We start from the raw sequence: 25,073 nt of genomic DNA on the forward strand, positions 1-25,073 counted from the left end.
GGGAGGCCGGATGCGCAGGATCGCCGGGATCACCGCGGTCGCCGCGGTGCTGGGGTTGACGGCGTGCACCGCCGATCCGCCGCCGCCGATCGAGCAGACCGAGCCCACCCGGATCCCCACCCCGGTTCCCCAGCTCAACACCGTCGTGGTGGCCGTCGACGACGTGGGCGCCGGGCTCAACCCGCACCTGCTCGCCGACCAGTCGCCCGTCGGCAACACCGTCGCCGGGATGGTGCTGCCGAGCGCGTTCCGGCCCGTGCCCGACCCCGCGCGGCCCGGCGCCTCCGCCTGGGTGCTCGACGAGTCCGTCCTCGCATCGGCCGAGGTCACCTCGCAGGCCCCGTTCACCATCACCTATCAGGTGCGCGACGAGGCGCAGTGGTCCGACAGCGCGCCCATCGCCGCCGAGGACTTCCGGTACCTGTGGCAGCAGATGATCACCCAGCCCGGTGTGGTCGATCCCGCCGGATACCGCCTCATCGAGGACGTCGGATCCTCCGGCGGCGGCAAGACCGTCACCGTCACGCTGCGCGAGCCCTACCCGGCGTGGCGGGAACTGTTCATCCACCTGCTGCCGGCTCACCTCGTCAAGGACACTCCGGGCGGTTTCACCACGAGCCTCGCCGAATCGATCCCGGTGTCCGGCGGGCAGTTCCATGTCAAGTCCGTCGACCGCGGCCGCGGCGAGATCCTGCTCGAACGCAACGATCGCTTCTGGGGCACGCCGGCCCGGCCCGACCGGATCCTGTTGCGCCGCGGCGGAACCGACGCGCAGCTCGCCGAGTCCATTCGCACCGGCGACGCGCAGGTCGCGCAGATGCACGGTGGGGGATCCGCGCTGCTCGCCCAGCTCGGCGCGATCCCGCAGGTGCGCACCGGCACCCAGCTGCAGCCCCGCGTCCTCGAGCTGACCCTCAACGGCCGCACGACCGAGTTCGCCGATCCGCGCGTGCGCCGGGCCGTCCTCGGGCTTCTCGACCCGGACCTGCTGGCCACCGTCGCGGCCGGCACGGAATCGGCCGTCGTCGCGGCCCGCGCGCAGGTGCTCGCCCCGTCCGATCCCGGCTATTCGCCGACGATGCCGCCGCGGCCCGGCCGCGAGGAGTCCCTCGCGCTCCTCGCCGGGGCCGGGTATGTACCGGCCGGCCCGGCGACGATCGACGCAACCGGCACCCCGGCGCCCGAGACCGCGACCACGGGTCTGCTCGCCCAGGGCGGCGTGCCGCTCACCCTCGTGCTGGGCGTGCCGGAGAACTCGCCGGTGGCCGACGCCGTCGCCCGCACCGCCGCGGACCAGCTGCGTGGGGCCGGCGTCGCCGCCACCGTGACGACGTTGCCGCCGGACGAGCTCTACGGCGACGCCCTCGTCGAGGGGACCGTGCATGCGGTGGTCGGCTGGACGCGCGCCGGAGGCGACCCCGCCACCGCTGCGCTGTCCCGATTCGGTTGCCCCCCAGTGCTTCCCGAGCAGGGCCCCGGCTCCGTCGAGCCGGCTCCCGCACCCACCCCGACGCCGGAGCCCGCCCCCGGCGGTGACGCCGAGTCCGTTCCGGACGGTGACGCCGAGTCCGTTCCGGACGGTGACGCCGAGTCCGTTCCGGACGGTGACGCCGGGCCGGTTCCCGACGGTGACGCCGGGCCGGTTCCCGACGACGAGATCGAGGCCGCCGAGGCGCAACTCGCCGCACCGAGCAACGTGTCCGGGGTGTGCGACCCCACCCTCGACCCGGAACTCGCCGGGGCCCTGCGCGGCGCCGGCGACGTGCCCGCCGTCCTGGCCGGGGCGCAGCCGAAGCTGTGGGACCTCGCCGTCACCCTGCCGATCGTGCAGGACCGCACCGTGATCGCCGCGGGACCCGGCGTCGAGGGCGTGACGCTGGCCGGCTCGATCCCTGCCGGTTCCCTGTCCGACGCGCAGAACTGGTGGAGGACCACACCGTGACCGATCGGAACGCCCCCGCGCCGAAACGCCTGCTGCTGGTGCACGCCCATCCCGACGACGAATCCATCACCACGGGCGGCACCATCGCCCGCTACGCCGCCGAGGGCGCCGAGGTCACCGTCGTGACGTGCACCCTCGGGGAGGAGGGCGAGGTCGTCGGCGACGAATGGGCGCAGCTCACCGCCGACCGGGCCGATCAGCTCGGTGGCTATCGCATCCACGAGCTCGGCCGGGCGCTGGCCGCCCTCGGCGTGCCCGCGCCCCGCTTCCTCGGCGGCGCCGGGCATTGGCGCGACTCCGGGATGGCCGGCACCCCGTCGGCCGCGAACCCGCGGGCCTGGGTGAACGCCGACCGCGACGAGGCGGTGGCCGCACTCGTCGCGGTGATCCGGGAACTGCGCCCGCACGTGGTGGTCACCTACGACCCCGTGGGCGGTTACGGCCACCCCGACCACATCCGGGTGCATTACGTCGTGACCGCAGCGGTCGAGGCTGCGGGGACCGGCGCCTACCCGCACGCCGGCGCACCGTGGGATCCGGCGAAGCTGTACTGGACCGTCACCGAGGCGAGCGCCCTGCATCGCGGCATCGCGGAGATGACCGGCCTGCCCGACGGGTGGCAGCGTCCCGGCCCCGACGACCTGCCGTGCGTGCCCGACGAACAGGTCACCACCGTGGTCGACGTCGCCGGCGTGCTCGACGCCAAGCGGGCGGCCCTGGCGGCGCACGCGACCCAGGTCGTCGTCGCGCCCGGCGGAGCACAGTTCGCCCTGTCCAACCTCGTCGCGCAGCCCGTGCTGGAGCAGGAGCACTACGTGCTCGTCCGGGGCGACCGCGGCGACGTCGACGGCTCCGGCCGGGAGCGTGACCTCTTCGCCGGGCTGAGTTAGTGTGACCACGAGCACCGGACAGGTGATCGTGGTCACACGAGAGGGTCCTGATGTACAACTGGTCCGTCCAGAACCAGATCGTCGCATTCGTCGATTCGCTGCGTCCCTACGCGGACCAGATCAACGCCGCCTACTACCAGGCGCTCTACGGATTCGCGGACCAGGCCAGCCACGTGCTGACGCTCATGGGCTACCCGCCGGTGCCGTGATCGGCCGGGACCCGGTGACCACCCACCCGCGCCGGTGGCGCACTATCGAACGATGACGGTCGATCCCGCCACCACAGCCACCGAAGCTCCCGCCCCGCCGGCGCCGAAGCCGCGGCCGGGCATCGTCGCGCTGCTGACCTTCGACGGCTTCCTCTGCGCGCTGCTGTCCGTGTTCTTCCTCGGCCTGTACATCGGCACGGTGCCGTTCCCGATCACGATCGTGCTGGCCGGCGCGGCGAACATGCTCCTGGTGATGGCGATGCGTGCCGAGACCGGGTCCGCCTCGCGCGCGGCGTGGCCGCTGCTGGCGTGGATCGTCGGCTTCGTGGTGTGCCTGGCCGGCGGTTCCGGCGGCGATCAGCTCCTCGTCGCCGACTGGCGGACCCTGCTGCTGCCGGTCGGTGCGCTCGCCCCCGCAGGGTTGCACCTGTTCGTCGCCCGCATGGCCGCGCTCACGAGCGCAGTCCGGCAGCCCGCGCCGCGTCCGTGAGCACGGCGGTGAGCATGGCCGGGGTGAGCCGGCCGGTGAACGTGTTCTGCTGGCTCACGTGATAGCAACCGAACACGTGTAGCGGCCTGCGGTCCGCAGCGTCGCCGCGCGGCCGCAGTTCCACCGCCGTGCCGTGCCCGAATCCGGGGCGGGGACGCGGCACGGCCCAGCCGGCGTCGTCGAGCACCGGGAGCAGCGCCCGCCATCCGAAGCCGCCGAGCACCACGACCGAGCGCAACGTCGGCGCCAGCAGCTGTAGCTCCGCGTCGAGCCAGGTGCGGCACGTGTCCCGCTCCTGCGGCGTCGGCCGGTTGGCCGGCGGCGCGCAGTGCACCGGCGACGTGACGCGGGTGCCGAACAGTTCGAGGCCGTCGCCGCGGTGCGTCGCGGTGGGCTGCGACGCCAGGCCCGCCGCGTGCAGCGCGGCGTACAGGAAGTCGCCCGAGCGGTCGCCGGTGAACATCCGGCCGGTCCGGTTGCCGCCGTGCGCGGCCGGGGCCAGGCCCACGATCAGCAGGGACGCATCCGCCGGTCCGAACCCGGGCACGGGACGCGCCCAGTACTCCTCGTCGCGGTATGCGGCACGCTTCTCGCGGCCCACCTGCTCCCGCCACGCGACCAGGCGCGGGCAAGCCCGGCACTCGATCAGGCGCGCGTCGAGCGCGGCCAGGTCCGGGGGCCGATCGATCGGGTTCATCGGCGCACCCATCCGTCGCCGGCCCCGGGAGTGACCGCCTCGACCAGCGCCCACGCCTGCTCCGCGGGGAGGTCCACCACCGCGTAGCGGCCCGTACCGGCCGGGGTCGCGGCGACGACCGTCGCCACCCCGGCGCGGCGCTGGAAGAACGTCTGCCGCACCGTCCAGCCGATGATGCCGTCCGCCTCGAGCGAGACGCGGCGCCGATCCAGCGACCCGCCGCGGGTGATCAGCCACGCCGTCGCGTCCTGCGGCCCCGCCCCCAGCACGGCATGCCCCAGGCTGCGGTAGCGATCCCACGCCAGCCCCACCGCCGCCACCGTGACGGCCGCGACCGCCGGACCCCATGCCGCCACCGGGACCGTGCGGCCGGTGACCGCGACCGCCGTCGCACCGGCGGCGACGGCCAGCGCCACGGGACTCAGCGCCCGGGTGAACCGTCGCCGCCGCGCCGCCGGCCCGTGCGGCCGCAGCGGGGCGTCGAGCTGCCGCGTGTCGCGCAGTACCGCTGCCGCGACCCGTCGCGCCTCGGCGGAGGGCGCGGGCGGCAGCAGCAGCGACGACTCGCCGTGCTCGGCGGCGACGCCGGTCATCACCGCGTCCAGGCGGGCCCCGCCGGCCAGGCGCAGCGCAAGCGGCTCGCGAAGGCTCACGCCGCGCAGGCGGCGCCGGTCCAGGGTGGTGTGCCGGTGCCGCAGCAGGCCGTGCCCGACCCGCAGCATCCGCCCGTCGTCGGTGACCGACAGGTCCGCGTACAGCAGCACGTACCGCACGCACGCCGCCAGGCTCGCCACCACGCCCAGGACGAGCAGGCCGAGCACGGCGGCGACGAACGGGCCGGCGGCCTCGATCGACGACAGCCCGCGCTCGACGGTGGCCGACTCGCCGAGCCGCTCGGCGATCCCGTACTGGAAGGCCAGTCCCACCACCGCCGCGACGGTGACCAGCCCCGTGGTCGAGAACGGGGCGTAGCGCACCCAGCCCGGCTGGAACCGGGCGATCGCGGTTTCGGCCGGGGCGGCCGCCCCGGCCGCCTCGTCCGGCGCCCCTGGGTGCGTGCTGAGCAGGACGGCGCGCAGCGCCGGCACGGCACCGACCGCCAGGCCGTTCAGCTCGAACCGGTTGCGGTCGCGTCCGGCGCCGGTCCGCTGGCCGGTCCCGATCCGCACCACCGCCAGCCCGAGCAGCCGGTGCAGCAGGCGCTGTTCGACGTCCACGGACCGGATGCGGCTGCGCGGCACCGACAGCAGCTGGCGCTGCAGCAGGCCCCGGCGCAGCTCCACGTGCACCGGTCCGATCCGGTAGGTCGTGGTGAACCAGCGCAGCATGCCGATCACCACCAGCAGCGCGGCCACCGCCAGGCCCCAGCCGTGATTGCCGCTGCTGCTGCCGAGCAGCACCGACGCCACCAGCACCGGCAGCAGCCGCAGTACCTCCTCGACGGGGTGGATCAGCAGCATCCGCGGATCCAGCCGCAACCACGGCTGCTCGGCCTCGGCGGCGAGGGCGGGGGCGTCCTCCCGCTCCGGCGGCACGGGTACGTCGCTCACGTGGCATCGGCCTGGCTGCTGCCGGCGATCGCGGTGAGCCGGGCGGCGGTGGCGTCGGCGACCCCGACGTCGAGAGCGGTGATCTCCACGGCGCCCGCGGACGAGGCGGTGGTGACGGTGACGGTGGCGAGGCCGAGCCATCGTTCGATCGGGCCGCGCTCCGTGTCGACCGTCTGGATCCGGGAGATCGGCGCGATCCGGCGTTCCTGGGTGAGCCACCCCGAGCGCGTGTACACGGCGGTGTCGGTGATCTCCCAGCGGTGCACCCGGTACCGCCACAGCGGCATCACGGCCACGTGCGCGACGGCGAGAACCGCGGTGGCGACGCCGGCGGCGACGTGCCAACCCGGGTGCCGGCCGGAGTCGACTATCGCCCACACCACCTGCGCGGCCACGACCGGCACCCACAGCAGTGCGGCGCTCACCGCCCACAGCAGCCGCGCCCTCGGGCTGGGGCGCCACGCCGGATCGGCCATCGTCACCGGCGGCGGGGCGGCCCTGCCGGCTGCCGGGGGCGGCGGGGGGTCGTCCCGGTTCACGCGGTTCTCCTCGTCGGTGGTGTCCAGTCGGTTCCAGGCTAAGCTGATCGGGCGAGCAAACCCGGCAATGCCGCGACCGGGTTCGGAGTCGACACGAGGAGGAGGACCGCCGTGACCGAATCATCGGAGACCACCGAATACACGGAACTGCCCGAGGCCGATCGGATCGAGCAGGAGATGCCGGCCGAGGACGAACCGGCCGACGACGAGGTGACCTCGGTGCCGCTCGAGGTGGAGCCCGCGGACGTTCTCGAGCAGAGCCGGGTCGTCCCGGGAGACGAGGACTATCCCCGCGAGTGAGTTCGCCGGGGACGTGCCCCCGAGGTGGCATGGGTACGGCGGGTGGCGCATGATCGGCGAATGACCGATTCGACCCACGACGGTGCCACGCCCGCGATGTTGCCCCTGCCCTCGGTCCGCGCCGGCGCGGCCGGGCCCGCGTCGTCCGCGGCGGATCCTGTGCGGGTTTCGCCGTCGGGCATGCGGCGGGCGTTGCGGCGCGCGCGGGACGGGGCGACGCTCAACGTCGACGAGGCCGCGATCCTGCTCGCCGCCCGGGGATCGGATCTCGAGGACCTGTGTGCCTCGGCCGCCCGGGTGCGCGACGCCGGTCTGCTCGCGGCGGGCCGGCCGGGCACGGTCACCTATTCCCGCAAGGTGTTCGTCCCCATCACCCGGCTGTGCCGGGACCGCTGCCACTACTGCACGTTCGTGACCGTGCCGGGCAAGCTGCGCGCCGCCGGGCAGGGGATGTATCTCGAGCCCGACGAGATCCTGGACATCGCCCGGCGTGGAGCCGAACTGGGTTGCAAGGAAGCGCTTTTCACGCTCGGTGACCGGCCCGAGGAGCGCTGGCCGGAGGCGCGGCAGTGGCTCGACGAGCGGGGCTACGACTCGACCCTCGACTACGTGCGCGCGATGGCGATCCGGGTACTCGAGGAGACCGGGCTGCTGCCGCACCTGAACCCCGGGGTGATGAGCTGGGCCGAGATGTCCCGTCTCAAGCCGGTGGCCCCGTCGATGGGCATGATGCTCGAGACCACGTCGACCCGGTTGTTCACCGAGCAGGGGGAGTGCCACTACGGCAGCCCCGACAAGGACCCGGCGGTGCGGCTGCGGGTGCTCACCGACGCGGGCCGGCTGTCGGTGCCGTTCACGACCGGCATCCTCGTCGGCATCGGCGAGACGCTCACCGAGCGCGCCGAATCCATCGCGGCAATCCGCAAGCAGCACAAGGCGTTCGGACATATCCAGGAAGTGATCGTGCAGAACTTCCGGGCGAAGGACGACACCGCGATGCGCGACGTGGACGACGCCGGACTCGACGAGTTCCGGGCCGCGATCGCCGTGGCCCGGCTCGTGCTCGGCCCGTCCATGCGCATCCAGGCGCCGCCGAACCTCGTCGCCGCCGACGAGTGCCGCGCGCTGCTCGCCGCGGGCGTCGACGACTGGGGCGGGGTCTCACCGCTGACCCCGGACCACGTCAACCCGGAACGGCCGTGGCCGAACCTGGACGCGCTCGCACGGATCAGCGCCGACGCCGGGTTCACCCTCACCGAGCGGATCGCGGCCCAGCCGCAGTACGTGCTGGCCGGGCAGCCGTGGATCGACCCGCGGATCGCCGCCCACGTGCGCGCGCTGGCGGACCCGGCGACCGGTCTGGCCCGGGACGTGACCCCGCAGGGGCAGCCGTGGCAGGAGCCCGACCTCGATTGGGAGTCCAGCGGCCGCGTGGATCTGAACTCCGAGATCGACGTGACCGGGCGCAACACCGAGTACCGCTCCGACCTCGGCAGCGCGTTCGGCGACTGGGACACCGTGCGCGAGCAGGTCCTCGCACTCGGCGCGAATGCCCCGGTGCGGTTGGACGGGGACGTGCTCTCGGCGCTGCGCGCCGCGGAGAAGGACCCCGCCGGTTGTACCGACGCCCAGTACGTCGCCCTCGCGCACGCCGACGGGCCCGGCCTCGAGGCGGTCGTCGCCCTGGCCGACCAGCTGCGCCGGGACACGGTCGGCGACGACGTCACGTACGTGATCAACCGGAACATCAACTTCACCAACATCTGCTACACCGGCTGCCGGTTCTGCGCGTTCGCGCAGCGCAAGGGCGACGCCGACGCGTTCACCCTGTCCACCGCGGAGGTCGCGGACCGGGCGTGGGAGGCGCACGTCGCCGGTGCCACCGAGGTGTGTATGCAGGGCGGCATCGACCCGGAACTGCCCGTCACCGGCTACGCCGACCTGGTCCGCGCGGTCAAGGAGCGGGTGCCGTCGATGCACGTGCACGCCTTCTCCCCGATGGAGATCGCCAACGGCGTCTCCCGCAGCGGCGTGTCCGTCCGCGACTGGCTGACCGAGTTGCGTGAGGCCGGCCTCGACACGATCCCCGGCACCGCCGCGGAGATCCTCGACGACGAGGTCCGCTGGGTGCTCACCAAGGGCAAGCTGCCCACCGCGGAGTGGATCGAGGTGGTCACCACCGCACACGAGGTGGGGCTGCGGTCCAGCTCGACGATGATGTACGGCCACGTCGACCAGCCGCACCACTGGGTGGGGCACCTGAACGTGCTGCGTGGGATCCAGGACCGCACCGGCGGCTTCACGGAGTTCGTGCTGCTGCCGTTCGTGCACCAGTCGTCGCCGCTGTACCTGGCCGGCGCGTCGCGGCCCGGTCCGACGTTGCGCGACAACCGCGCCGCGCACGCGCTGGCGCGGATCATGCTGCACGGCCGGATCGACAACATCCAGACCAGCTGGGTCAAGCTCGGTGTCGCCGGCACGCAGGCGATGCTGCAGGGCGGCGCCAACGACCTCGGCGGCACCCTGATGGAGGAGACGATCTCCCGGATGGCGGGTTCCCAGCACGGCTCGGAGAAGACCGTGGCGGAACTCGTGGCGATCGCCGAGGGCATCGGTCGCCCGGCCCGTCAGCGGAGCACCGCCTACGCGCCGCTCGCTGTCGACGGGGGCGCCCTCAGCGGGGCCGGCCGGTGAGCCCCAGGCTGGGCGACGGGGTCGTCGTGGCGGCCCTGGACGCGACCGCCGCGGGCGTCGGGCCGCTGTTCGACCTGGCGTACCTCGACCCGTTCGGTCTCAAGGCCCGCACGTTCGTGCCCACGGTGCGGGAGCGGACCCCGGTCGAGCAGGTGCTCGACGCGGCCGCGGCCGTGCTCGACGCCGGTCGCGTGCCGGGCACGGCGGCGTGGGCGGCCGCGTCGGAACAGGAGCGGGTGAACTGGTGGGTCGGCGGGCTCGGCTCGGTCTCGACGCTGCCCGTCGCGTTCCCCGGCATGCTCGGGGTGGTGGGCCGGATGCTGCCGCTGCAGGACGCGCTCGGCTTCGTGAACCAGGCGGTCGTGCTGCTCGCCGTCGCCCGGGAACGCGGAATCCACGACCGCGACCGCCAGGTGCGGATGCTCGCGGCCGTGCTGTGCCGCCGCGACCTCCTCGGCACGGGCGAAACCGGGACACCGCTGTCGTGGGTGCGGCGTCCGGTGCGGTCGACGATCGACCTGGTCCGCGCGGTGAACGCGGAACTCGCGCGGCGTCCGCAGCCGTCGGGCGCGTGGCGCGCGCTCGGCGTGCTGCCGCTGGTGGGGGCACTGGCCGGATACGTCGGCGAGCGGTCCGCCCTGTCCCGGGCCGCCGCGGACGGGCAGCAGTGGCTGGGCGCCCAGCCGGGGCCCATCTAGTCAGGGCACCCTAACTCGGAGGGGTGTCCCCGCGGCGGGGGATACTGGACGTCGACGGACGCGGAGCGCGCCCCGATTCGGCGTGACCGTGCAGGTGGGCGGGCGACCAGAGAGGCAGGGAGAACACCAGTGACGTACACGATTGCGGAACCGTGCGTGGACGTGTTGGACAAGGCGTGCATCGAGGAATGCCCGGTCGACTGCATCTACGAGGGCGGTCGCATGCTGTACATCCATCCGGACGAGTGCGTGGACTGCGGTGCCTGCGAGCCGGTGTGCCCCGTCGAGGCGATCTTCTACGAGGACGACGTGCCGGACGAGTGGAGCGCGTACGTCAAGGCCAACGTCGACTTCTTCGACGATCTCGGATCCCCGGGTGGCGCCGCCAAGCTCGGCAAGGTCGACTACGACCCGCCGTTCGTCAAGGCCCTGCCGCCCATGGGCGAGGAATAGTGATCGGCGGTACCGTGACGCGCACTCGTCGTTCGGTGGCCGCGAGCCTGCCGGACTTTCCGTGGGACTCGCTGACCGGCGCGAAGGAGAAGGCGGCCGCGCACCCCGGCGGCATCGTCAATCTCTCGGTCGGCACCCCCGTCGACCCCGTCGCCCCGGTCATCCGTGAGGCGCTGCTCGCCGTCGCGGAGGAATCCGGGTATCCGACCACCCACGGCACGGAAGCGCTGCGCGCCGCCGCGGTCGGGGCGCTGGCCCGACGCTACGGCGTCACCGGCATCGACGCGTCCGCGATCCTGCCGGCCATCGGCACCAAGGAGATGATCGCGTGGCTGCCGAGCCTCCTCGGCCTCGGCGGCAGCGACCTGGTGGTGATCCCCGAGCTGGCGTACCCGACGTACGAGGTGGGAGCGCTGCTCGCCGGCACGCGGATCATTCGTGCCGACGGCCTCAACCGCCTGGGACCCGAGGGCGCGGCGCTGGTGTTCGTGAACTCGCCGTCGAACCCGACGGGCAAGGTGCTCGGCCTCGAACACCTGCGCAAGGTGGTGGACTGGGCGCGCAGCCGGGACGCGATCGTCGTCTCCGACGAGTGCTACCTGGGCCTGACCTGGGAGGGTGAGGCACTGTCCATCCTGCACCCGAGCGTGTGCGACGGCGACCACACGAACCTGCTCGCGGTGCACTCGCTGTCGAAGACGTCGAACCTGGCCAGCTACCGCGCCGGCTTCGTCACCGGCGACGCCGAACTCGTCGCGGACCTGCTCGAGGTGCGTAAGCACGCCGGCATGATGGTGCCGCTGCCGATCCAGTCGGCGATGACCGTCGCGCTGAACGACGACGAACACGAGAACGCGCAGCGCGAGCTGTACCGCAAGCGCCGCGAGGTGCTGCTCGCGGCCGTCCGCGGTGCCGGGTTCACGGTGGATCACTCCGAAGCCGGCCTGTACCTGTGGGCGAGCCGCGGCGAGGAGTGCCGCGCGACGGTGGACTGGTTCGCCGAACGCGGGATCCTCGTGGCCCCGGGCGAGTTCTACGGTCCCGGCGGCGTCCAGCACGTGCGGATCGCGCTGACGGCCTCGGACGAGAGGATCGCGGCCGCCGCGCAGCGGCTGATGTGATGTGCGCGCACCGGCTGATGTGATGCGCGCGCGGCGGCGCGCGGCGGAAGCGACGCTGCCCGAGCAGGATTGCCGTATGCGACGCCGTGTTCGGCGCTACCCTGGGCCCAGGGAGGCCCCATGGACGCCGTCACTGCAGTTCCTGCGCCGGCCAACGAGCCGGTCCACACCTACGCTCCCGGCAGCCCGGAGCGGGAGCGTCTGACCGCCAAGCTGAAGGAGCTGGCGGCCGAACCGGTGGACGTCTCGCACGTCATCGGCGGCGAGCACGTGCACGGTGAGGGCGATCGCTTCGACATCGTGCAGCCCCACAACCATCACGCGGTGCTCGGCACCCTGCGCAACGCCACCCCGGCTGAGGCGACGGCGGCCGTCGAGGCGGCGACGGCCGCGGCCCCCGCGTGGCGGGAGATGTCGTTCGACGCCCGCGCGGCCGTGCTGCTGCGGGCCGCCGACCTGCTGGCCGGGCCGTGGCGGGAGACGATCGCGGCCGCCACCATGCTGGGCCAGTCCAAGTCGGTGCAGCAGGCGGAGATCGACGCGCCGTGCGAACTGGTCGACTTCTGGCGATTCAACGTGCACTTCGCCCGGGTGCTGCTCGCCGACCAGCCGTATTCGTCGCCGGGTGTGTGGAACCGGATGGACTACCGGCCGCTCGAGGGGTTCGTGTACGCGATCACCCCGTTCAACTTCACGGCGATCGCCGGGAACCTGCCCACCGCTCCGGCGCTGCTGGGCAACACCGTGGTGTGGAAGCCCGCACCGACGCAGTCCCTGTCGGCGTACTGGACGATGCGCCTGCTCGAGGCGGCGGGGATGCCGCCGGGCGTGATCAATCTGATCACCGGGGACGGCCGGGTCGCGTCGGAGGTGCTCCTGCGCGATCCGCGGCTGGCCGGTATCCACTTCACCGGGTCGACCCGGACGTTCCAGCACCTGTGGCGGGAGGTCGGGGCCAACATCGACGGCTACCGCACGTATCCGCGGCTGGTGGGGGAGACCGGCGGCAAGGACTTCGTCCTCGCGCACCCGTCGGCCGATCCGGGCGTGCTGTCCACGGCCCTGATCCGGGGGGCCTTCGAATATCAGGGGCAGAAGTGCTCGGCGGCGTCGCGGGCGTTCCTGCCCCGCTCCCTGTGGCGGCGCATGCGCACCGAGTTCCTCGACGAGGTCGAGAGCCTGACCTACGGCGACGTGACCGACCTGTCGAACTTCGGCGGCGCCCTGATCGACCGGACCGCCTACGAGAAGGTCGTCGGCGCCCTCGAGCGGGCCCGCGACCGCGAGTCGATCGAGATCGCCGTCGGCGGCGGGTACGACCAGTGGGTCGGCTGGTTCGTGCGGCCCACCGTCCTGCTCACCGACGATCCGGGTGACGAGTCGATGTGCACGGAGTACTTCGGTCCGGTGCTGAGTGTGCACGTCTACGACGACGCGGAGCCGGACGCGTGGCGGCGGGTGCTCGACCTCGTCGACCGCGGTGCCCCCTACGCGCTCACCGGCTCGGTGATCGCCGAGGACCGCGCGGCCGTCGAGGAGGCCACCGCCGCGCTGCGGTTCGCGGCCGGCAACTTCTACGTCAACGACAAACCCACGGGCGCGGTGGTGGGGCAGCAACCCTTCGGCGGCGGCCGGGCGTCCGGCACCGACGACAAGGCGGGCTCGCCGCTGAACCTGCTGCGCTGGGTGTCGGCGCGGACGATCAAGGAGACGTTCGTGCCACCGACGGACTACCGGTACCCGCACATGAAGGGCGGGTGAGGTCCGTGGTCGCCTCGGAACCGCTGCCGTCGCCGCCCGTGACGTCGCGGGCGCTGCCGCGGCTGGCGTCGAACCCGCTGCGGCCGGTGATCCTCGCGGCCGCGAAGTCGCCCCGCGTCCGGGCGCTGGTCACCACGGCGCCGCCGACACGCCGGCTCGTCGACCGGTTCGTCGCCGGGGACACCCGCCCCGACGCGCTGGCGGCCACGAAGGCCCTGCTCGGCACCGGACGGGCGGTGAGCATCGACCACCTCGGGGAGGACACCACCGATCTCGCGCAGGCCCGGGCGATCGTCGCCGAATACGAGGCGCTGATCGCCGACCTGGCTCCGCTGGTCGAGCGCGATGCCCCGATGCCGGCGGTGGAGGTGTCGGTCAAGCTCACCGCGCTCGGCCTGGCCCTCGGCACCGAGGGCCCCGGCATCGCGCTCGGGCACGCCCGGCAGATCTGCGCGGCCGCCGCCGCGGCGGGGGTGTGGGTCACCGTCGACGCCGAGGACCACACCACCACCGACGCCACCCTGTCGATCGTGCGGCGGCTGCGCGAGGACTTCCCCTGGGTCGGTGCCGTGCTCCAGGCCTACCGGCGCCGCACCGAGGCGGACTGCCGGGACCTGTCCGGTCCGGGCTCGCGGGTGCGGCTGTGCAAGGGCGCCTACCGCGAACCGGCGTCGGTGGCGTACCAGGATTCCGCCGAGGTGGACGCCTCGTACCTGCGGTGCCTGCGGGTGCTCATGGCCGGGCAGGGCTATCCGATGGTGGCCTCGCACGACCCGGCGATCGTGGCGGCCGCGGGACCGCTCGCCGCCGAGTACGCCCGCGGCCCGGACGGATTCGAGCATCAGATGCTGTACGGGATCCGCGACCTCGAACAGCGCCGGCTCGCCGGCGCCGGCCTGCGCATGCGGGTGTACGTCCCCTACGGGGCCCAGTGGTACGGGTACCTGATGCGGCGGCTCGCGGAGCGGCCGTCGAACCTGCGGTTCTTCCTGCGCTCGGTGGTGTCACGGGATTGAACGTCCGGCGCCGGGGGAGCGGACCCGCCGTCGACGGAACCGGACGCCGGGTACGTCCGCAGGTACATTGACGCCCGTGAGCACCTCGGAGGCCGACCCCGGTTCGGTGCTCCTGCTCGCCCTCGTCGCGGCCCTCGCGGTGCTGCTCGCGCAGCGTCGGTGCGCGCCGCCGGGGCGGCTGGTGTGGTGGCCCCCGCCGGGTCAGCTGCTGTGGCCGCCGCCGGTGACCGCGCTCGTGCTGTGGCTCGTCGTCGCGGTCCCGTCGCTGCTGCGCCTGGCCGTGCCGTCGCTGCTCGGGACGTTCGGCCGCGACCCGCTGCGGATCCGCGCCGAGGACGAATGGTGGCGGGTCCTGACCTCGGTGCTCGTGCAGGACGGCGGCGTGTTCGTCACCCTGGTGAATCTGCTCCTCCTCGCCGTCGTCGCGACCGTCGCGGTGCGGGTGTGGGGCCCGGGCCGGGCGGTCGGGTTGTTCGCGGTGAGCCAGCTGCTGTTCGGGCTGTTCACCGCGTTCGTGTCGCCGTCGACCGGTGCCGGCAGCTCGGGCGCGTCGTTCGCGGTCGCGGGGTCGATCGCGGGCCTGTGGCTGGCGGTCGGCGCCCGCGGGGCCGTGCTCGCGGCCGCCGTCGGCATCGGCCTCGCCGGCGCGGTGCTGGTGGTGGCCGGTGACGGGCACGGCGTGGCCGTCCTCGTCGGTGTGCTGCTCGGCGCGGTGCTCGGGACGGTGGCGCCGCCGCGCCGCGCCGCCCTCGCGGCGGCTGTGCGATCCTGACCGACGTGTCTTCGCTGCTTCGTTCCCTCAACCCCCTGGCCGTCGCGCGCGGCGACGACCTGCCCGACGCGGTCCGCATCGACGGGCACACGCTCTCGCGCAGCGACATCCTCGGCGCGGCCGGTGCCCTGGCCCGCCGCATCGGCGGAGCCGAACGTCTCGCGGTGCTCGCCGCGCCGACGGCGACGACGGTGATCGCGGTGGTGGGCTGCCTGCTCGCCGGGGTCACCGTCGTCCCGGTGCCACCGGACTCCGGCCCCGCGGAACGGGAGCACATCCTGCGCGACTCCGGAGCTCAGGCGTGGCTCGGGGACGCGCCGGACGAACCCGGCCTGCCGGTGGTGCCGGTGCGGCTGCACGCCCGCGACTGGCACAGTCACCCGGAACCCGATCCGTCCCGCACGGCGTTCGTGCTCTACACCTCCGGCACCACCGGCGCGCCCAAGGGCGTGCTGCTGAGCCGCCGCGCGATCGCGGCCGGGATCGACGCGCTGGCCGAGGCGTGGGACTGGACCGAACGCGACACGCTGGTGCACGGGCTGCCCTTGTTCCACGTGCACGGCCTGATCCTCGGCGTGCTCGGTCCGCTGCGCGTCGGCAGCCGGCTGATCCACACCGGCAGGCCCACCCCGGAGGCGTACGCGCAGGCGCACGGCACCCTGTACTTCGGGGTGCCGACGGTGTGGTCCCGCGTGGTGGAGGACGAGGAATCCGCGAAAGCCCTGAGCGGTGCGCGGCTGCTCGTGTCCGGCAGCGCGCCGCTGCCCGTCCCGGTGTTCGAGCGCCTGCGCGAGCTGACCGGGCTGACCCCGATCGAGCGGTACGGGATGAGCGAGACGATGCTGACGCTCAGCACCCGGGTCGACGGGGAGCGCCGGCCCGGATGGGTGGGTACTCCGGTGCGCGGGGTCGAAACCCGGCTGCGCGACGAGCACGGCAACGACGTCCCCCGCGACGGGGAGAGCATCGGCGGGCTGCAGGTGCGCGGGCCGATGCTGTTCGACGGCTACCTGAACCGTCCCGACGCGACGGCCGCGGCGTGGACCCCGGACGGGTGGTTCGTCACCGGCGACGTCGCGGCGATCGATCCGGGCGGGTTCCACCGCATCGTCGGTCGCGAGTCGACGGACCTGATCAAGTCCGGCGGCTTCCGGGTCGGGGCCGGCGAGATCGAGACCGTGCTGCTCGGCGATCCGTCCGTGCGGGAGGTCGCGGTGGTGGGCGTCCCCGACGACGACCTGGGCCAGCGCATCGTCGCCTTCGTGGTGCCCGCCCCGGACGGCCCGGCCGTCGACCCGGGCGCGCTGATCGAGCTCGTGGCCCGTCAGCTCTCCGTGCACAAGCGGCCGCGGGAGGTGCGGGTGGTGGACACCCTCCCGCGCAACGCGATGGGCAAGGTCCAGAAGAAGCAGCTGCTGACCTGAGTCTCGGCCCGTCGCCGCCGCCGGGTGTGAGCCAGGTCTCTGCGGGCCCTTGTCCGATTCGCCCGGGCCACGTACCTTCCTACGGCAGAGTAAGTTCGTCTCTTTCCGGAGTCATGGGGGGTTCCGCGGAATGTCGGTGTCCGAATACGGTTCGCGGTCCGGGGTGGCGTTCGTCGTCGACGGAAGGCCCGCCTCGGTCCCGCTGCGGGACCTGCGCGCCGTCGCCCGCAAGCTGGTCGCGCACTTCGCGGACAACGTCGCGCCGTGTTCGCTGCAACCGGGCGAAGCCCTGCGCGGCGACGTCACCGAGATCACCGTCCGGTGCCTGCGCCTGGCGATCCAGGTGCTCGACACGGGGGAGCTGCCGACCGACGCCGACCTGTCGGAGCTGCGCAGCAGCGCCGCCCAGTGGGCGCGCGCCGGGTTCCGTCTGGAATACATGCTGCGCATCTACCACGAGGGCATCCGGCTGGGCTGGGAACTCGTCACCGCCCGGGCCCGCGAGGGCGACGTCGAGTCGGTCGCCGCGGCGTCGCGGCTGTGGATGGCGCTGCTCGAACGCGTCACCGTCGCCGCGACCACCGGGTTCGTCGCCGAACTCGAGGCGATGCGCCGCAACCGCGACGTCGCGGCCCAGGAGCTCGTGACGGCCCTGCTCGGCGGGCAGGACGCCGCCGCCGTCGCGCGCCGGTCCGGGCTCGAGCTGGCCGAGCGGTACACGGTGCTGGGCGTGCGGCTGGGCCGGCACCCGGACGAGCGCAATCCGCACGTGCGGCCGGAGGTCGTCGCGCGGCGTACCCTGCGGCGGCTCGAGACCGAGCTGGACCGGGTGTGCGACGGCCGGCAGCTGACCATGCTCGGACCCGAGGGCGGCACCGTGCTGCTCGGCGACACCCCGGCCGACCACATCCGCACCGCGCTCTACGAGCAGGTCGCGCGTGCCGCGGGGGTGCCGCTGACGGTCTCGCTCGTCGAGTCCGACGTCCCGGGCATCCCCGCCGCGGCGCACCAGGCGCACGAGCTGCTCGAACTGGTCGGCCATCTGCGCCGGCCCGCCGGCGTGTACCGGATGCAGGACCTCGCGTTCGAGTATCAGCTCACCCGGCCCGGGCCGGCCCGCGAGCACCTCGTGCGGGTGCTCGAACCGCTCGCCGACGCGCCCGAGCTGGTCGAGACCCTCGAGACCCACATCGCCCACGAACTGAGCCGCCAGCGCACCGCGCGGAGCCTGCACGTGCACGCCAACACCGTCGACTACCGGCTCAAGCGGGTCGCGCAGCTCACCGGGTTCGATCCCACCGTCCCCTCCGGGCTGCGCCACCTGCACGCCGCGCTCGTCGCGCGGCGCCTCCAGAGCGGAGCGGCAGCCGGCGGCTCACCTTTCGACGGCACGTGAGACCGGACCGTTACGATGTGGCGCAGATCATGACGACGGTGTGTGCGGCGCGGCCCGGCACCGGCAGGGGAGGACCACATGGCAGGAGGCCGCCACAGCGTGCGGACGGCACGTGACGGCCGATCGACCCGGGTTGTCGCAGTCGTCGGAGCGGTGGTGGTGGTAGTGCTCGCGGCGGCCGGAGTCGGCGTCGTCCGCGCCCTGACCGGAGGATGCGACACCGTCGAGCAGTACCGCCTCGCCGTCGCTCCGAGCATCGAACCGGCCGTGAGTTCCGTCCTCTCGGAAAACGCGGACACCCACTGCTACGAGTTCACGGTCGACACCGCCGAACCGGGGGACGTCGCCGGGCTGCTCGGCAAGGGGATCGACGCGCCCGACCTGTGGATTCCCGATGCCCGGTGGTGGGCGAGTCGTGCGGCACCGACCGCCGCCGGGCCGGTACAGATGATCGCCGGGGCGGTCGCGAGCACCCCCGCGGTGCTGGTCGGGCCCCCGGGGGCGGTTCCGGAGGTGTCCAGCTGGCGTGCCGCCCTCGCGATCCCGGATCTGGTGCTGGGCAACCCGCTGCGGACCGGTGTCGCCGCCGCCCCGATCCGGGCGGCCCTGGCCGAGACCCAGGACGACCCCGTCGCCGTCGGCACGGTGCGCACCGCCATGGTGCCCCTGGCCCAGAAGGAGAGCATCCGCACCGAGGAGGCGCCCAGCGGCGCCGACCTGCTGGCGACGATCGGCGCCGACGGCATCGGCGTCGCCACCGAGCAGCAGGTGCTGGCCTTCACGACGGCGAACGAGTCGGCCCTCGAGGCGCGGGTACCGGACAACGGCAGCATCCTGCTGGAGTATCCGGTGGTGGTGACGTCGCCGGTGCCCGACCGGCACCATCGCGCGACGGACGCCGCACGGGTACTGATCGAGGTGCTGGGCACGGAGAAGGCCCTCGACGTGTTCCACGACCACGGGTTCCGCGGGCCCGACGGCGAGCCGTTGCCCGACGGCCGCGGCATCGGGGGCGTGCCGCTGCTGTCGCTGCGGGACGAGGCGATGGCGGAGGAGGCGCTCGGCGCCTGGTCGCTGATGGCGTTGCCGATCCGCACGCTCGTCGCGATCGACGTGTCCGGTTCGATGCGGTTTCCCGCCGGCGACGGCACCCGGATGGACCTGACGGTGCGGGCCGCCCTCGCGGGCAATGCGATGTTCCCCGACAGCGTCTCCGCCGGGCTGTGGGCGTTCTCGCAGGACCTCGGCGGTGACGGCCAGGACTATCTCGAGCTGGTGCCGATCCGGCGGTACGACACCGACGTGGACGGGCGCACCCAGCGTGAGGTGATGGCGGCCCAGGCGGAGAAGGTGCCCGGTCTGGTCGGGGGTGGCACCGGCCTGTACGACACGACTCTCGCGGCGTTCCGCGCCGTGCAGCAGAGTTACGACCCGCGCGCGGTCAACAGCGTCATCGTCCTCACCGACGGAGCGAACGAGGATCCGGACAGCATCACCGAGGCGCAGCTCCTCGAGATCCTCGCGCGGGAGCAGGACCCGGCACGGCCGGTGATCGTCGTGACGATCGGCATCACGGAGGACGCGGATGCGCAGACCCTCGCCGAGATCTCCCGCGTGACCGGCGGCTCGAGCTACGTCGCCCGCGACCCCGCGGACATCGCGAACGTCTTCGTCAACGCCCTCGCCGACCGCGGCGAGCGCTGAGGCCGCCGGCCACCCCCGGACCTACCGCGCCTCCGGCACTACCGCGCCGCGGTGCGGGACCGGCTCCGGCGCTGCCACAGCCGGGACACCGCGGCGATGAACAGGAACAGCACCGCCGTCGAGGCCAGCTGTATCCGCGCGGCGGAGTCGAACAGCATGAGCACGATGAACGCGCCGAGCATGGCCAGGGTCAGCCAGCTCAGGTAGGGGAACGCCCACATCCGGACGGTGAGGCGGCCCTCCTGTTCGAGCGTGGGCCGCAGCCGCAGGTGCGAGACGACGATGAAGATCCAGATCGCCAGCAGGGCGGAGCCGACCGCGTTGAGCAGGATGCCGAGGATGTCCTCCGGCAGCCACCAGTTGAGCAGGACCGAAACGAACCCGAAGAACACGGACAGCAGCACGGCGTTGCGGGGAACACCCGTGCGGGAGAGCTTCGCGAGCACGGTCGGGCCGTCGCCGCCCCGGGCGAGGGAGTACGCCATGCGTGAGGTGCCGTAGACGTTGGCGTTGAACGCCGACAGCAGGGCGATCACCACGACGAGTTCCATGAAGCCCGACACGTACGGCAGGCCGGCGATGTCGAGGACGCTCACGAACGGCGAGGTCTCCCCGCTCGCCGACGTCCACGGCAGCACCAGCACCATGATCGAGATCGAGCCCAGGTAGAACAGGCTGATGCGCCACACGACGGTGCGCACCGCGGTCGCGATGGACCGCTCGGGGTCGCGCGACTCGGCCGCGGCGATGGTGACGATCTCGATGCCGCCGAACGCGAAGGCGACGGCCAGCAGGCCGGCGGCGATACCGGCGAGCCCGTTGGGGGCGAAACCGTCGCCGTCGCCGAGCAGGTGTGTCAGTCCCACCGGCTCGGTGTCCGGCAGCAGACCGAACACCAGCAGCACGCCGATGACGAGGAACGCGATGATGACCGCGACCTTCAGCGCCGCGAACCAGAACTCGAACTCGCCGAAGTTGGCGACCTTCGCCAGGTTCACCACCGCGAAGAACGTGACGAACACCAGGGCCACCACCCATTGCGGCACGCCCGGCAGCCAGCTGCTCACGATCGCCGAGGCGCCGGTGATCTCGACGCCCAGCACCATGATGAGCATGAACCATTCCAAGTCGTCAATACCACTGTGGTAGGGTGGCCGCTGAGCCCCAGGTCAGGGGCCGGATTCACCCCGAGGATACACACATGACAGATCGCCAAGCAGTCATCTATGCCCGCGTCTCCGCCGACACCACCGGCAAAGCCCGGTCGGTCACCGAACAGGAGGCCGAGTGCCGCGAGCTGTGCGAGAGCGAAGGCTGGCCGGTGCGCTCGGTCGTCGTCGACAACAACATCTCGGCCAGCCAGTGGGGCGGCAAGGAGCGGCCCGGCTACAAGCAGCTCCTGACCACCCTGCGGCCGGGCGACATCCTGGTCTGCTGGGAACCCTCCCGTATCACCCGCCAGCCCCGCGAACTCGAGGACGTCATCGACCTGTGCGTCGACCGGGGGGTCATCCTCGGCTACGTCAGCGGCGAGATCTACGACCCGTCCAAGGCCCGAGACCGGCGGGCCATGCGCCAGGACAGTGTCGATTCCGCCTACGAGGCCGACAAGGCGCGGGACCGGATCCTGCGTGCGCACCGGGCCAACCTGAAGGCCCGCAAGGCGCACGGGAAGATCCCGTTCGGTTACCGGGCCGAACGGGACCCCGACACCGGGGAGGTGCTGGCCCGGGTGCCGCACCCCACCGAGGCCCCGGTGGTGCAGGAGGCCTTCCTGCGGGTGCTGGCCGGGGAGCCGCTGTACACCATCGCCCAGGACTTCAACCGGCGCCAGGTGCCGTCCTACGGGGCCAGCGTCAAATGGACCCAGACCAGCCTCGGCTACCTGCTGCGGCGGGCCACCTATGCCGGGCTGCGGACTCACAAGGGCGAGATCGTCGGGCCCGGCACCAACTGGGAGCCCCTCATCGACGAGGCCGACTGGCGCAAGGTGCAGGCCATCCTGTCCAACCCGAGCCGCCGGACCCAGCGCGGCAACGCCCCCAGCCGACTGCTGTCCGGCATCGCCGTGTGCGGTGTGTGTGGGGCCGGGGTCGAACGGATCAAGGGCTACAAGGGCCGCGACATGTACTCCTGCTCGGCGCCCCAGCGGCACGTCCAGCGACCCCAGCAGGCCGTCGACGAGCTGGCCGTCGAGTACATGCTGTCGATCCTGTCCGACCCCAGAATGGTGGCCCGTCTGAGTGCGGCCGAGGACGAAGGCGACCACGAACTGGCGGACGCCCTGGAGACCGCGCGGGCGCTGCGGCAGCGGCTCGAGGAGCACTACGCGGAGGCCGCCGAGGGGATCATCTCGGGCCGCGCGCTGGGGGCGATCGAGTCCCGCCTGCAGCCCCAGATCGATGCGGCCGAGGCGCGGGCCAACAGCTACATGGTGGACCCGGTGCTGGCCCAGGTGGCCGGGCCGGATGCCAGGCAGCGGTGGGAGGCCCTGAGCTTCGCGCAGCAGCGTGAGGTGCTCCGGGCGGCCCTGAGTGTCGTCATCCGGCCCGCAGGCCGGGGACGCCGCAACTACGACGTCGCGGAGACGGTGGACATCTCCTGGCGGGAGTGACAGCCGCAAAACGAAGAACCGCCCGACCAATTCAGGCCGGGCGGTTCTTCTGTGGATGGGGTGGGCGCTCCCCGCAGCGGGAGGAATTGGACTCCTCCTCCTCTCGATGCTGCACCTGCTGCCCCTCCGAGTCGCATGTACACATTTCGGCGAGCAGGTCGCGGATCTGGCGCAGCATCGTCGAGGGTATGACCCACCGATCGTTGCTGCTCATCGATCCAATACACCCCTTCCCCTCTTCCGCCAGGGTCACTGCCCTTGGCCGGAGAGCTTGGAAACCAAATTCATGAGTTCGTCGTCACCCAACTCTACGCCGATGGCCAGGGCGAGCATGTCGCCCGCGATGCCGTGGATGCCGGTGATGTACTCCATATGACCGGGAGGGCACTGCTCGAGCCGGGCCGCTACCAGCAGCTTGGAGGCCTTCATGGACAGATCCTTGATGAGGGAGGCCCGGACCGGCACCCAGGGGTCGTCGGGCGCCGTGTTGCCGAGGACAGGCTGGAAGGTCGCCTGGAACCTCTGGGCGTCCCGCCGGTCTTCGGCGACGTCCGCCGGGACCGGCTCGGCGCCCTCGGTGTTGAGGATGCGGTACGACGTACCGATCTTCCACCGCAGGGCCCGATCGAATCCCTGCAGGGTGCGCGCCTGCGGCTCGTCGGGAATCTTGCAGGCCTCGTAGTCGAGGACGGTCTGGGCCGACGGGCCGCCGAACTCGCGTAGCTCGTCCTGGCGCAGCCCCAGTTCGTTGCGTCGGGATCTAATGGCGTCTGCAAGCACATGCTTGCGATCTGGCGGGTTCATGGACCGATCATCCACCAGCCCCCAGCCTGAGGCAACTCTTGGTTTGATTCCATGGTGTTACCAAAGGCTTGAGTAAAGACCACACTCTGAGACCACGACGAGACCAAAGTCTCAACCAACACTTCACGTGTATTCCAACCCTAGTTCAGGTCTTGGAAGTGGTGTGAGCTGGGTCTAATGTTGGTGCCATGACAAACACCACCGCCCCCCAGGCGGACAGCGAAAACCTTAGGCGCACAAGGGAAATCCCGAAGGCTCCCGACTCCACCATCGACAGAGTTGCCGCCATGATCTCGGGTTTCATGAGGCAAGGAAACCATCATGGACGGCCAGGAGTTCGACGCGGACCGGGACACCAGAGTGGTGTCGGAGCTACAGGGCTCTAGGCATATCGTCGCCCGGCTCGGCAGCGTTACATTACGAGTCGACGAACTTGGAGCCCACATAAACCTACCGGTACGGATCGTTGATACCGAACTGTTGGGCTCAGCACTTGAACTTGGGCCGTACAGCCTGTCAGTCCACGACGCTGTCCTACTCAAGTCTTTACTCGCCGAATACCTGACCAGGGTCGAACCACCCAGGGATAGGGACTTTCGACCCTAGTTGGAGGGAAATTCCAGCCATGCATACTCTCGACACCCTCATCGCCGACTCGTTCGACCAGGCCGCCACCCTCATCAGCCGCGACGGCTGGGCCCAGTCCACCGGATACGGCCCCCACGGCGAACGGTGCGCCTTCCAGGCCCTGGTCGACGCACTTCCCCGGCCGATCGAGCGTCACCAGCTCCACCACGCTCTCTGCCACCTCACGGAGTTCACCGACGGCGCTGTCGTCGCCTGGAACGACCGCGAGGACATGACGGCCGACACGGTCGTCGACACCTTCCGGGCCGCAGCGGCCAAGCTCCGCGCAGCCTGACCACAGTCTTCCGCCCGTAGCTCGCGGATCCCCAAGCAGCTACCCCGTACCAAGCGCACACGAGATCACTGGGTCAGTCATGCCCTGGTGGTCAGCAGGTGACAAGAGCGCACCCCTCATCGCACGGGGGACGGGTGATACCGAATACAGCGGACGGCAGACGATACGGGCGCCCCATCACACTCGACCTCGGGTGGGTGCCCACACGCCAGGATGGCCCACAGGTCGGTGGGAGGGACAGACTCCTGGCAGGTAAAGCAAGCCGGTTGCGTCGAAAAATACTCAAAGGTAGCTCCGCGCAGGGAATTTGACCTGCCCGCCCGTCTGAGCCGGGCCGGAGCACGATGAGCGGACGCCGGGCGAATCGACTCCCCGGCGTCCGCTCTCCACCACCATCCCTGGAGAGACATGACCGACTATGTGCTGACGCACCATGCAACCCGACGGGCCGTCGAGATGAACCTCAGCCCGGAGGAGATAAGGGCCGCGATCGAGTCACCCACCAAGGTGTGGGTGTCCCCGACCTACGGCAGCCAGATGCGCCGGAACGGGCGGATCACCGCCGCCTGTGTCCCGGCCGACGAGGACCCCAACCGTCTCGTCGTCCAGACCATCGTCTGGGCCACCAAGGACGGCTGGCGCCGGTACTACGAGTCCGGCCACATGCCGCCCGACCGCCGCTACCGCGACGACATCAACATCCCCAACTGAGGAGACCGCCATGACCGAAGCCAGCAAGCACTTCCAGACCCGGTACGCACTGGGCATCATCAACGGCCTGCAGCGCAAGCCGCTCTACGAGGGCACCGTCGGAGTCGAGGAGCGGGCCCGCCGCCGCGCAAAGGGCAAGCGCGCCAAGGCAGCCCGGAAGGCACAGCGCCGGTGAGCGGCAGCCCGGACGGCCAGCAGTACTACGGCAGCCCGGAGCTGCAGTCGCCGTTCGAACACTCCCTCGAGAACATCCGGCCCCAGGAGATCACCGACGAGGACCGCCGCAGGGCCGCCCTCACGGTGTGCGCCAACTCGGCCGACCGGGAGGAGGCCGAGGACGTCCTGGCCATGCTGGGGCTGATCTGA

The 25,073-nt window shown here is 72.1% G+C and carries 25 protein-coding genes and 1 pseudogene; 21 read left to right on the top strand and 5 right to left on the bottom strand.

Features of this window, described 5'->3' with window-relative positions; genetic code table 11:
• Positions 1–10 precede the first annotated feature (10 nt).
• From KZJ41_RS08895 to KZJ41_RS08910, 4 genes are read left to right on the top strand one after another with little or no spacing between them, the layout of a single operon-like run.
• Positions 11–1,942: an ABC transporter family substrate-binding protein gene (locus KZJ41_RS08895; protein WP_251550453.1), complete on the top strand. Its 1,932-nt coding sequence runs from the start codon at positions 11–13 to the stop codon at positions 1,940–1,942.
• Positions 1,939–2,832 carry an N-acetyl-1-D-myo-inositol-2-amino-2-deoxy-alpha-D-glucopyranoside deacetylase gene (gene mshB / locus KZJ41_RS08900; protein ID WP_084648721.1) on the top strand — a complete coding sequence of 298 codons (894 nt, stop codon included), beginning with the start codon at positions 1,939–1,941 and terminating at the stop codon, positions 2,830–2,832. The genes KZJ41_RS08895 and mshB overlap by 4 nt, the downstream gene beginning before the upstream one ends.
• Before the next feature lie 50 nt (positions 2,833–2,882).
• Positions 2,883–3,041 (top strand): hypothetical protein, encoded by a 159-nt coding sequence (locus tag KZJ41_RS08905; protein ID WP_006933951.1) that lies wholly within the window; start codon positions 2,883–2,885, stop codon positions 3,039–3,041.
• Between the two features lie 52 nt (positions 3,042–3,093).
• Entirely contained in the window at positions 3,094–3,531 is a 438-nt protein-coding gene (locus KZJ41_RS08910; protein ID WP_251550455.1) for a hypothetical protein, read from the top strand.
• Here KZJ41_RS08910 and KZJ41_RS08915 read toward each other — a convergent pair.
• From KZJ41_RS08915 to KZJ41_RS08925, 3 genes are read right to left on the bottom strand one after another with little or no spacing between them, the layout of a single operon-like run.
• Positions 3,494–4,228 carry a uracil-DNA glycosylase gene (locus tag KZJ41_RS08915; RefSeq protein WP_006933956.1) on the bottom strand — a complete coding sequence of 245 codons (735 nt, stop codon included), beginning with the start codon at positions 4,226–4,228 and terminating at the stop codon, positions 3,494–3,496. The genes KZJ41_RS08910 and KZJ41_RS08915 overlap by 38 nt on opposite strands.
• Positions 4,225–5,778 carry a PH domain-containing protein gene (locus KZJ41_RS08920; RefSeq protein ID WP_168579369.1) on the bottom strand — a complete coding sequence of 518 codons (1,554 nt, stop codon included), beginning with the start codon at positions 5,776–5,778 and terminating at the stop codon, positions 4,225–4,227. The genes KZJ41_RS08915 and KZJ41_RS08920 overlap by 4 nt, the downstream gene beginning before the upstream one ends.
• Complete coding sequence (locus KZJ41_RS08925) at positions 5,775–6,254, bottom strand: PH domain-containing protein (RefSeq protein ID WP_044475775.1); 480 nt, start codon at positions 6,252–6,254, stop codon at positions 5,775–5,777. Before KZJ41_RS08925 ends, KZJ41_RS08920 begins: the two co-directional genes overlap by 4 nt.
• 174 nt (positions 6,255–6,428) lie before the next feature.
• On the opposite strand from KZJ41_RS08925, the gene KZJ41_RS08930 reads away from it, so the two are divergent.
• The 11 genes from KZJ41_RS08930 to KZJ41_RS08980 all read left to right on the top strand — a co-directional run bounded on the left by KZJ41_RS08930 (position 6,429) and on the right by KZJ41_RS08980 (position 19,656).
• Positions 6,429–6,617: a hypothetical protein gene (locus KZJ41_RS08930; protein ID WP_006933961.1), complete on the top strand. Its 189-nt coding sequence runs from the start codon at positions 6,429–6,431 to the stop codon at positions 6,615–6,617.
• Between the two features lie 60 nt (positions 6,618–6,677).
• The gene (locus KZJ41_RS08935) at positions 6,678–9,311 is read left to right on the top strand and encodes a bifunctional FO biosynthesis protein CofGH (protein ID WP_029542348.1); all 2,634 of its coding nucleotides are present in this window, start codon (positions 6,678–6,680) and stop codon (positions 9,309–9,311) included.
• The gene (locus tag KZJ41_RS08940) at positions 9,308–10,009 is read left to right on the top strand and encodes a hypothetical protein (protein WP_044475772.1); all 702 of its coding nucleotides are present in this window, start codon (positions 9,308–9,310) and stop codon (positions 10,007–10,009) included. The genes KZJ41_RS08935 and KZJ41_RS08940 overlap by 4 nt, the downstream gene beginning before the upstream one ends.
• A 129-nt stretch (positions 10,010–10,138) precedes the next feature.
• On the top strand, positions 10,139–10,462 hold the full coding sequence (fdxA, locus tag KZJ41_RS08945) for a ferredoxin (RefSeq protein ID WP_006933964.1): 324 nt from the start codon (positions 10,139–10,141) through the stop codon (positions 10,460–10,462).
• A gap of 35 nt (positions 10,463–10,497) precedes the next feature.
• Positions 10,498–11,583 (top strand): succinyldiaminopimelate transaminase, encoded by a 1,086-nt coding sequence (dapC, locus tag KZJ41_RS08950; protein WP_043799291.1) that lies wholly within the window; start codon positions 10,498–10,500, stop codon positions 11,581–11,583.
• Between the two features lie 120 nt (positions 11,584–11,703).
• Positions 11,704–13,344 carry an L-glutamate gamma-semialdehyde dehydrogenase gene (pruA, locus tag KZJ41_RS08955; protein ID WP_251550457.1) on the top strand — a complete coding sequence of 547 codons (1,641 nt, stop codon included), beginning with the start codon at positions 11,704–11,706 and terminating at the stop codon, positions 13,342–13,344.
• Complete coding sequence (locus KZJ41_RS08960; protein WP_251550459.1) at positions 13,341–14,360, top strand: proline dehydrogenase family protein; 1,020 nt, start codon at positions 13,341–13,343, stop codon at positions 14,358–14,360. Before pruA ends, KZJ41_RS08960 begins: the two co-directional genes overlap by 4 nt.
• A 76-nt stretch (positions 14,361–14,436) precedes the next feature.
• Complete coding sequence (locus KZJ41_RS08965) at positions 14,437–15,132, top strand: hypothetical protein (protein WP_006933977.1); 696 nt, start codon at positions 14,437–14,439, stop codon at positions 15,130–15,132.
• 5 nt (positions 15,133–15,137) lie between these two features.
• Positions 15,138–16,556, top strand: a complete 1,419-nt coding sequence (locus KZJ41_RS08970) for an acyl-CoA synthetase (RefSeq protein ID WP_251550461.1) — start codon at positions 15,138–15,140, stop codon at positions 16,554–16,556.
• Positions 16,557–16,686: 130 nt separating this feature from the next.
• Positions 16,687–17,952, top strand: a complete 1,266-nt coding sequence (locus tag KZJ41_RS08975) for a CdaR family transcriptional regulator (RefSeq protein WP_251550463.1) — start codon at positions 16,687–16,689, stop codon at positions 17,950–17,952.
• A gap of 153 nt (positions 17,953–18,105) precedes the next feature.
• Positions 18,106–19,656: a substrate-binding domain-containing protein gene (locus KZJ41_RS08980; protein WP_251550954.1), complete on the top strand. Its 1,551-nt coding sequence runs from the start codon at positions 18,106–18,108 to the stop codon at positions 19,654–19,656.
• Between the two features lie 38 nt (positions 19,657–19,694).
• Here KZJ41_RS08980 and KZJ41_RS08985 read toward each other — a convergent pair.
• Positions 19,695–20,783: pseudogene (locus tag KZJ41_RS08985) on the bottom strand (amino acid permease); the annotation flags it as partial.
• A gap of 74 nt (positions 20,784–20,857) precedes the next feature.
• Between KZJ41_RS08985 and KZJ41_RS28490 the strand changes: the two are divergent.
• Entirely contained in the window at positions 20,858–22,270 is a 1,413-nt protein-coding gene (locus tag KZJ41_RS28490; protein ID WP_306430611.1) for a recombinase family protein, read from the top strand.
• A 249-nt stretch (positions 22,271–22,519) separates the two neighbouring features.
• On the opposite strand, the gene KZJ41_RS08995 is transcribed toward KZJ41_RS28490, so the two are convergent.
• Positions 22,520–23,074: a hypothetical protein gene (locus KZJ41_RS08995; protein ID WP_251550465.1), complete on the bottom strand. Its 555-nt coding sequence runs from the start codon at positions 23,072–23,074 to the stop codon at positions 22,520–22,522.
• 321 nt (positions 23,075–23,395) lie between these two features.
• Between KZJ41_RS08995 and KZJ41_RS09000 the strand changes: the two genes are divergently transcribed.
• From KZJ41_RS09000 to KZJ41_RS09020, 5 genes are all read left to right on the top strand, one after another.
• Positions 23,396–23,680, top strand: a complete 285-nt coding sequence (locus tag KZJ41_RS09000) for a hypothetical protein (RefSeq protein ID WP_251550467.1) — start codon at positions 23,396–23,398, stop codon at positions 23,678–23,680.
• Positions 23,681–23,699: 19 nt separating this feature from the next.
• A complete protein-coding gene (locus tag KZJ41_RS09005; RefSeq protein WP_251550469.1) occupies positions 23,700–23,996 on the top strand; it encodes a hypothetical protein in 297 nt (98 codons plus the stop codon).
• 408 nt (positions 23,997–24,404) lie between these two features.
• Positions 24,405–24,707, top strand: a complete 303-nt coding sequence (locus KZJ41_RS09010) for a hypothetical protein (protein WP_251550471.1) — start codon at positions 24,405–24,407, stop codon at positions 24,705–24,707.
• Positions 24,708–24,717: 10 nt separating this feature from the next.
• Entirely contained in the window at positions 24,718–24,882 is a 165-nt protein-coding gene (locus KZJ41_RS09015) for a hypothetical protein (protein ID WP_251550473.1), read from the top strand.
• Positions 24,879–25,073, top strand: coding sequence for a hypothetical protein (locus KZJ41_RS09020; RefSeq protein WP_251550475.1), 195 nt, complete (start codon positions 24,879–24,881; stop codon positions 25,071–25,073). Before KZJ41_RS09015 ends, KZJ41_RS09020 begins: the two co-directional genes overlap by 4 nt.

It is taken from the genome of Rhodococcus sp. 11-3, assembly GCF_023704055.1.
GTDB lineage: Bacteria > Actinomycetota > Actinomycetes > Mycobacteriales > Mycobacteriaceae > Rhodococcus > Rhodococcus aetherivorans.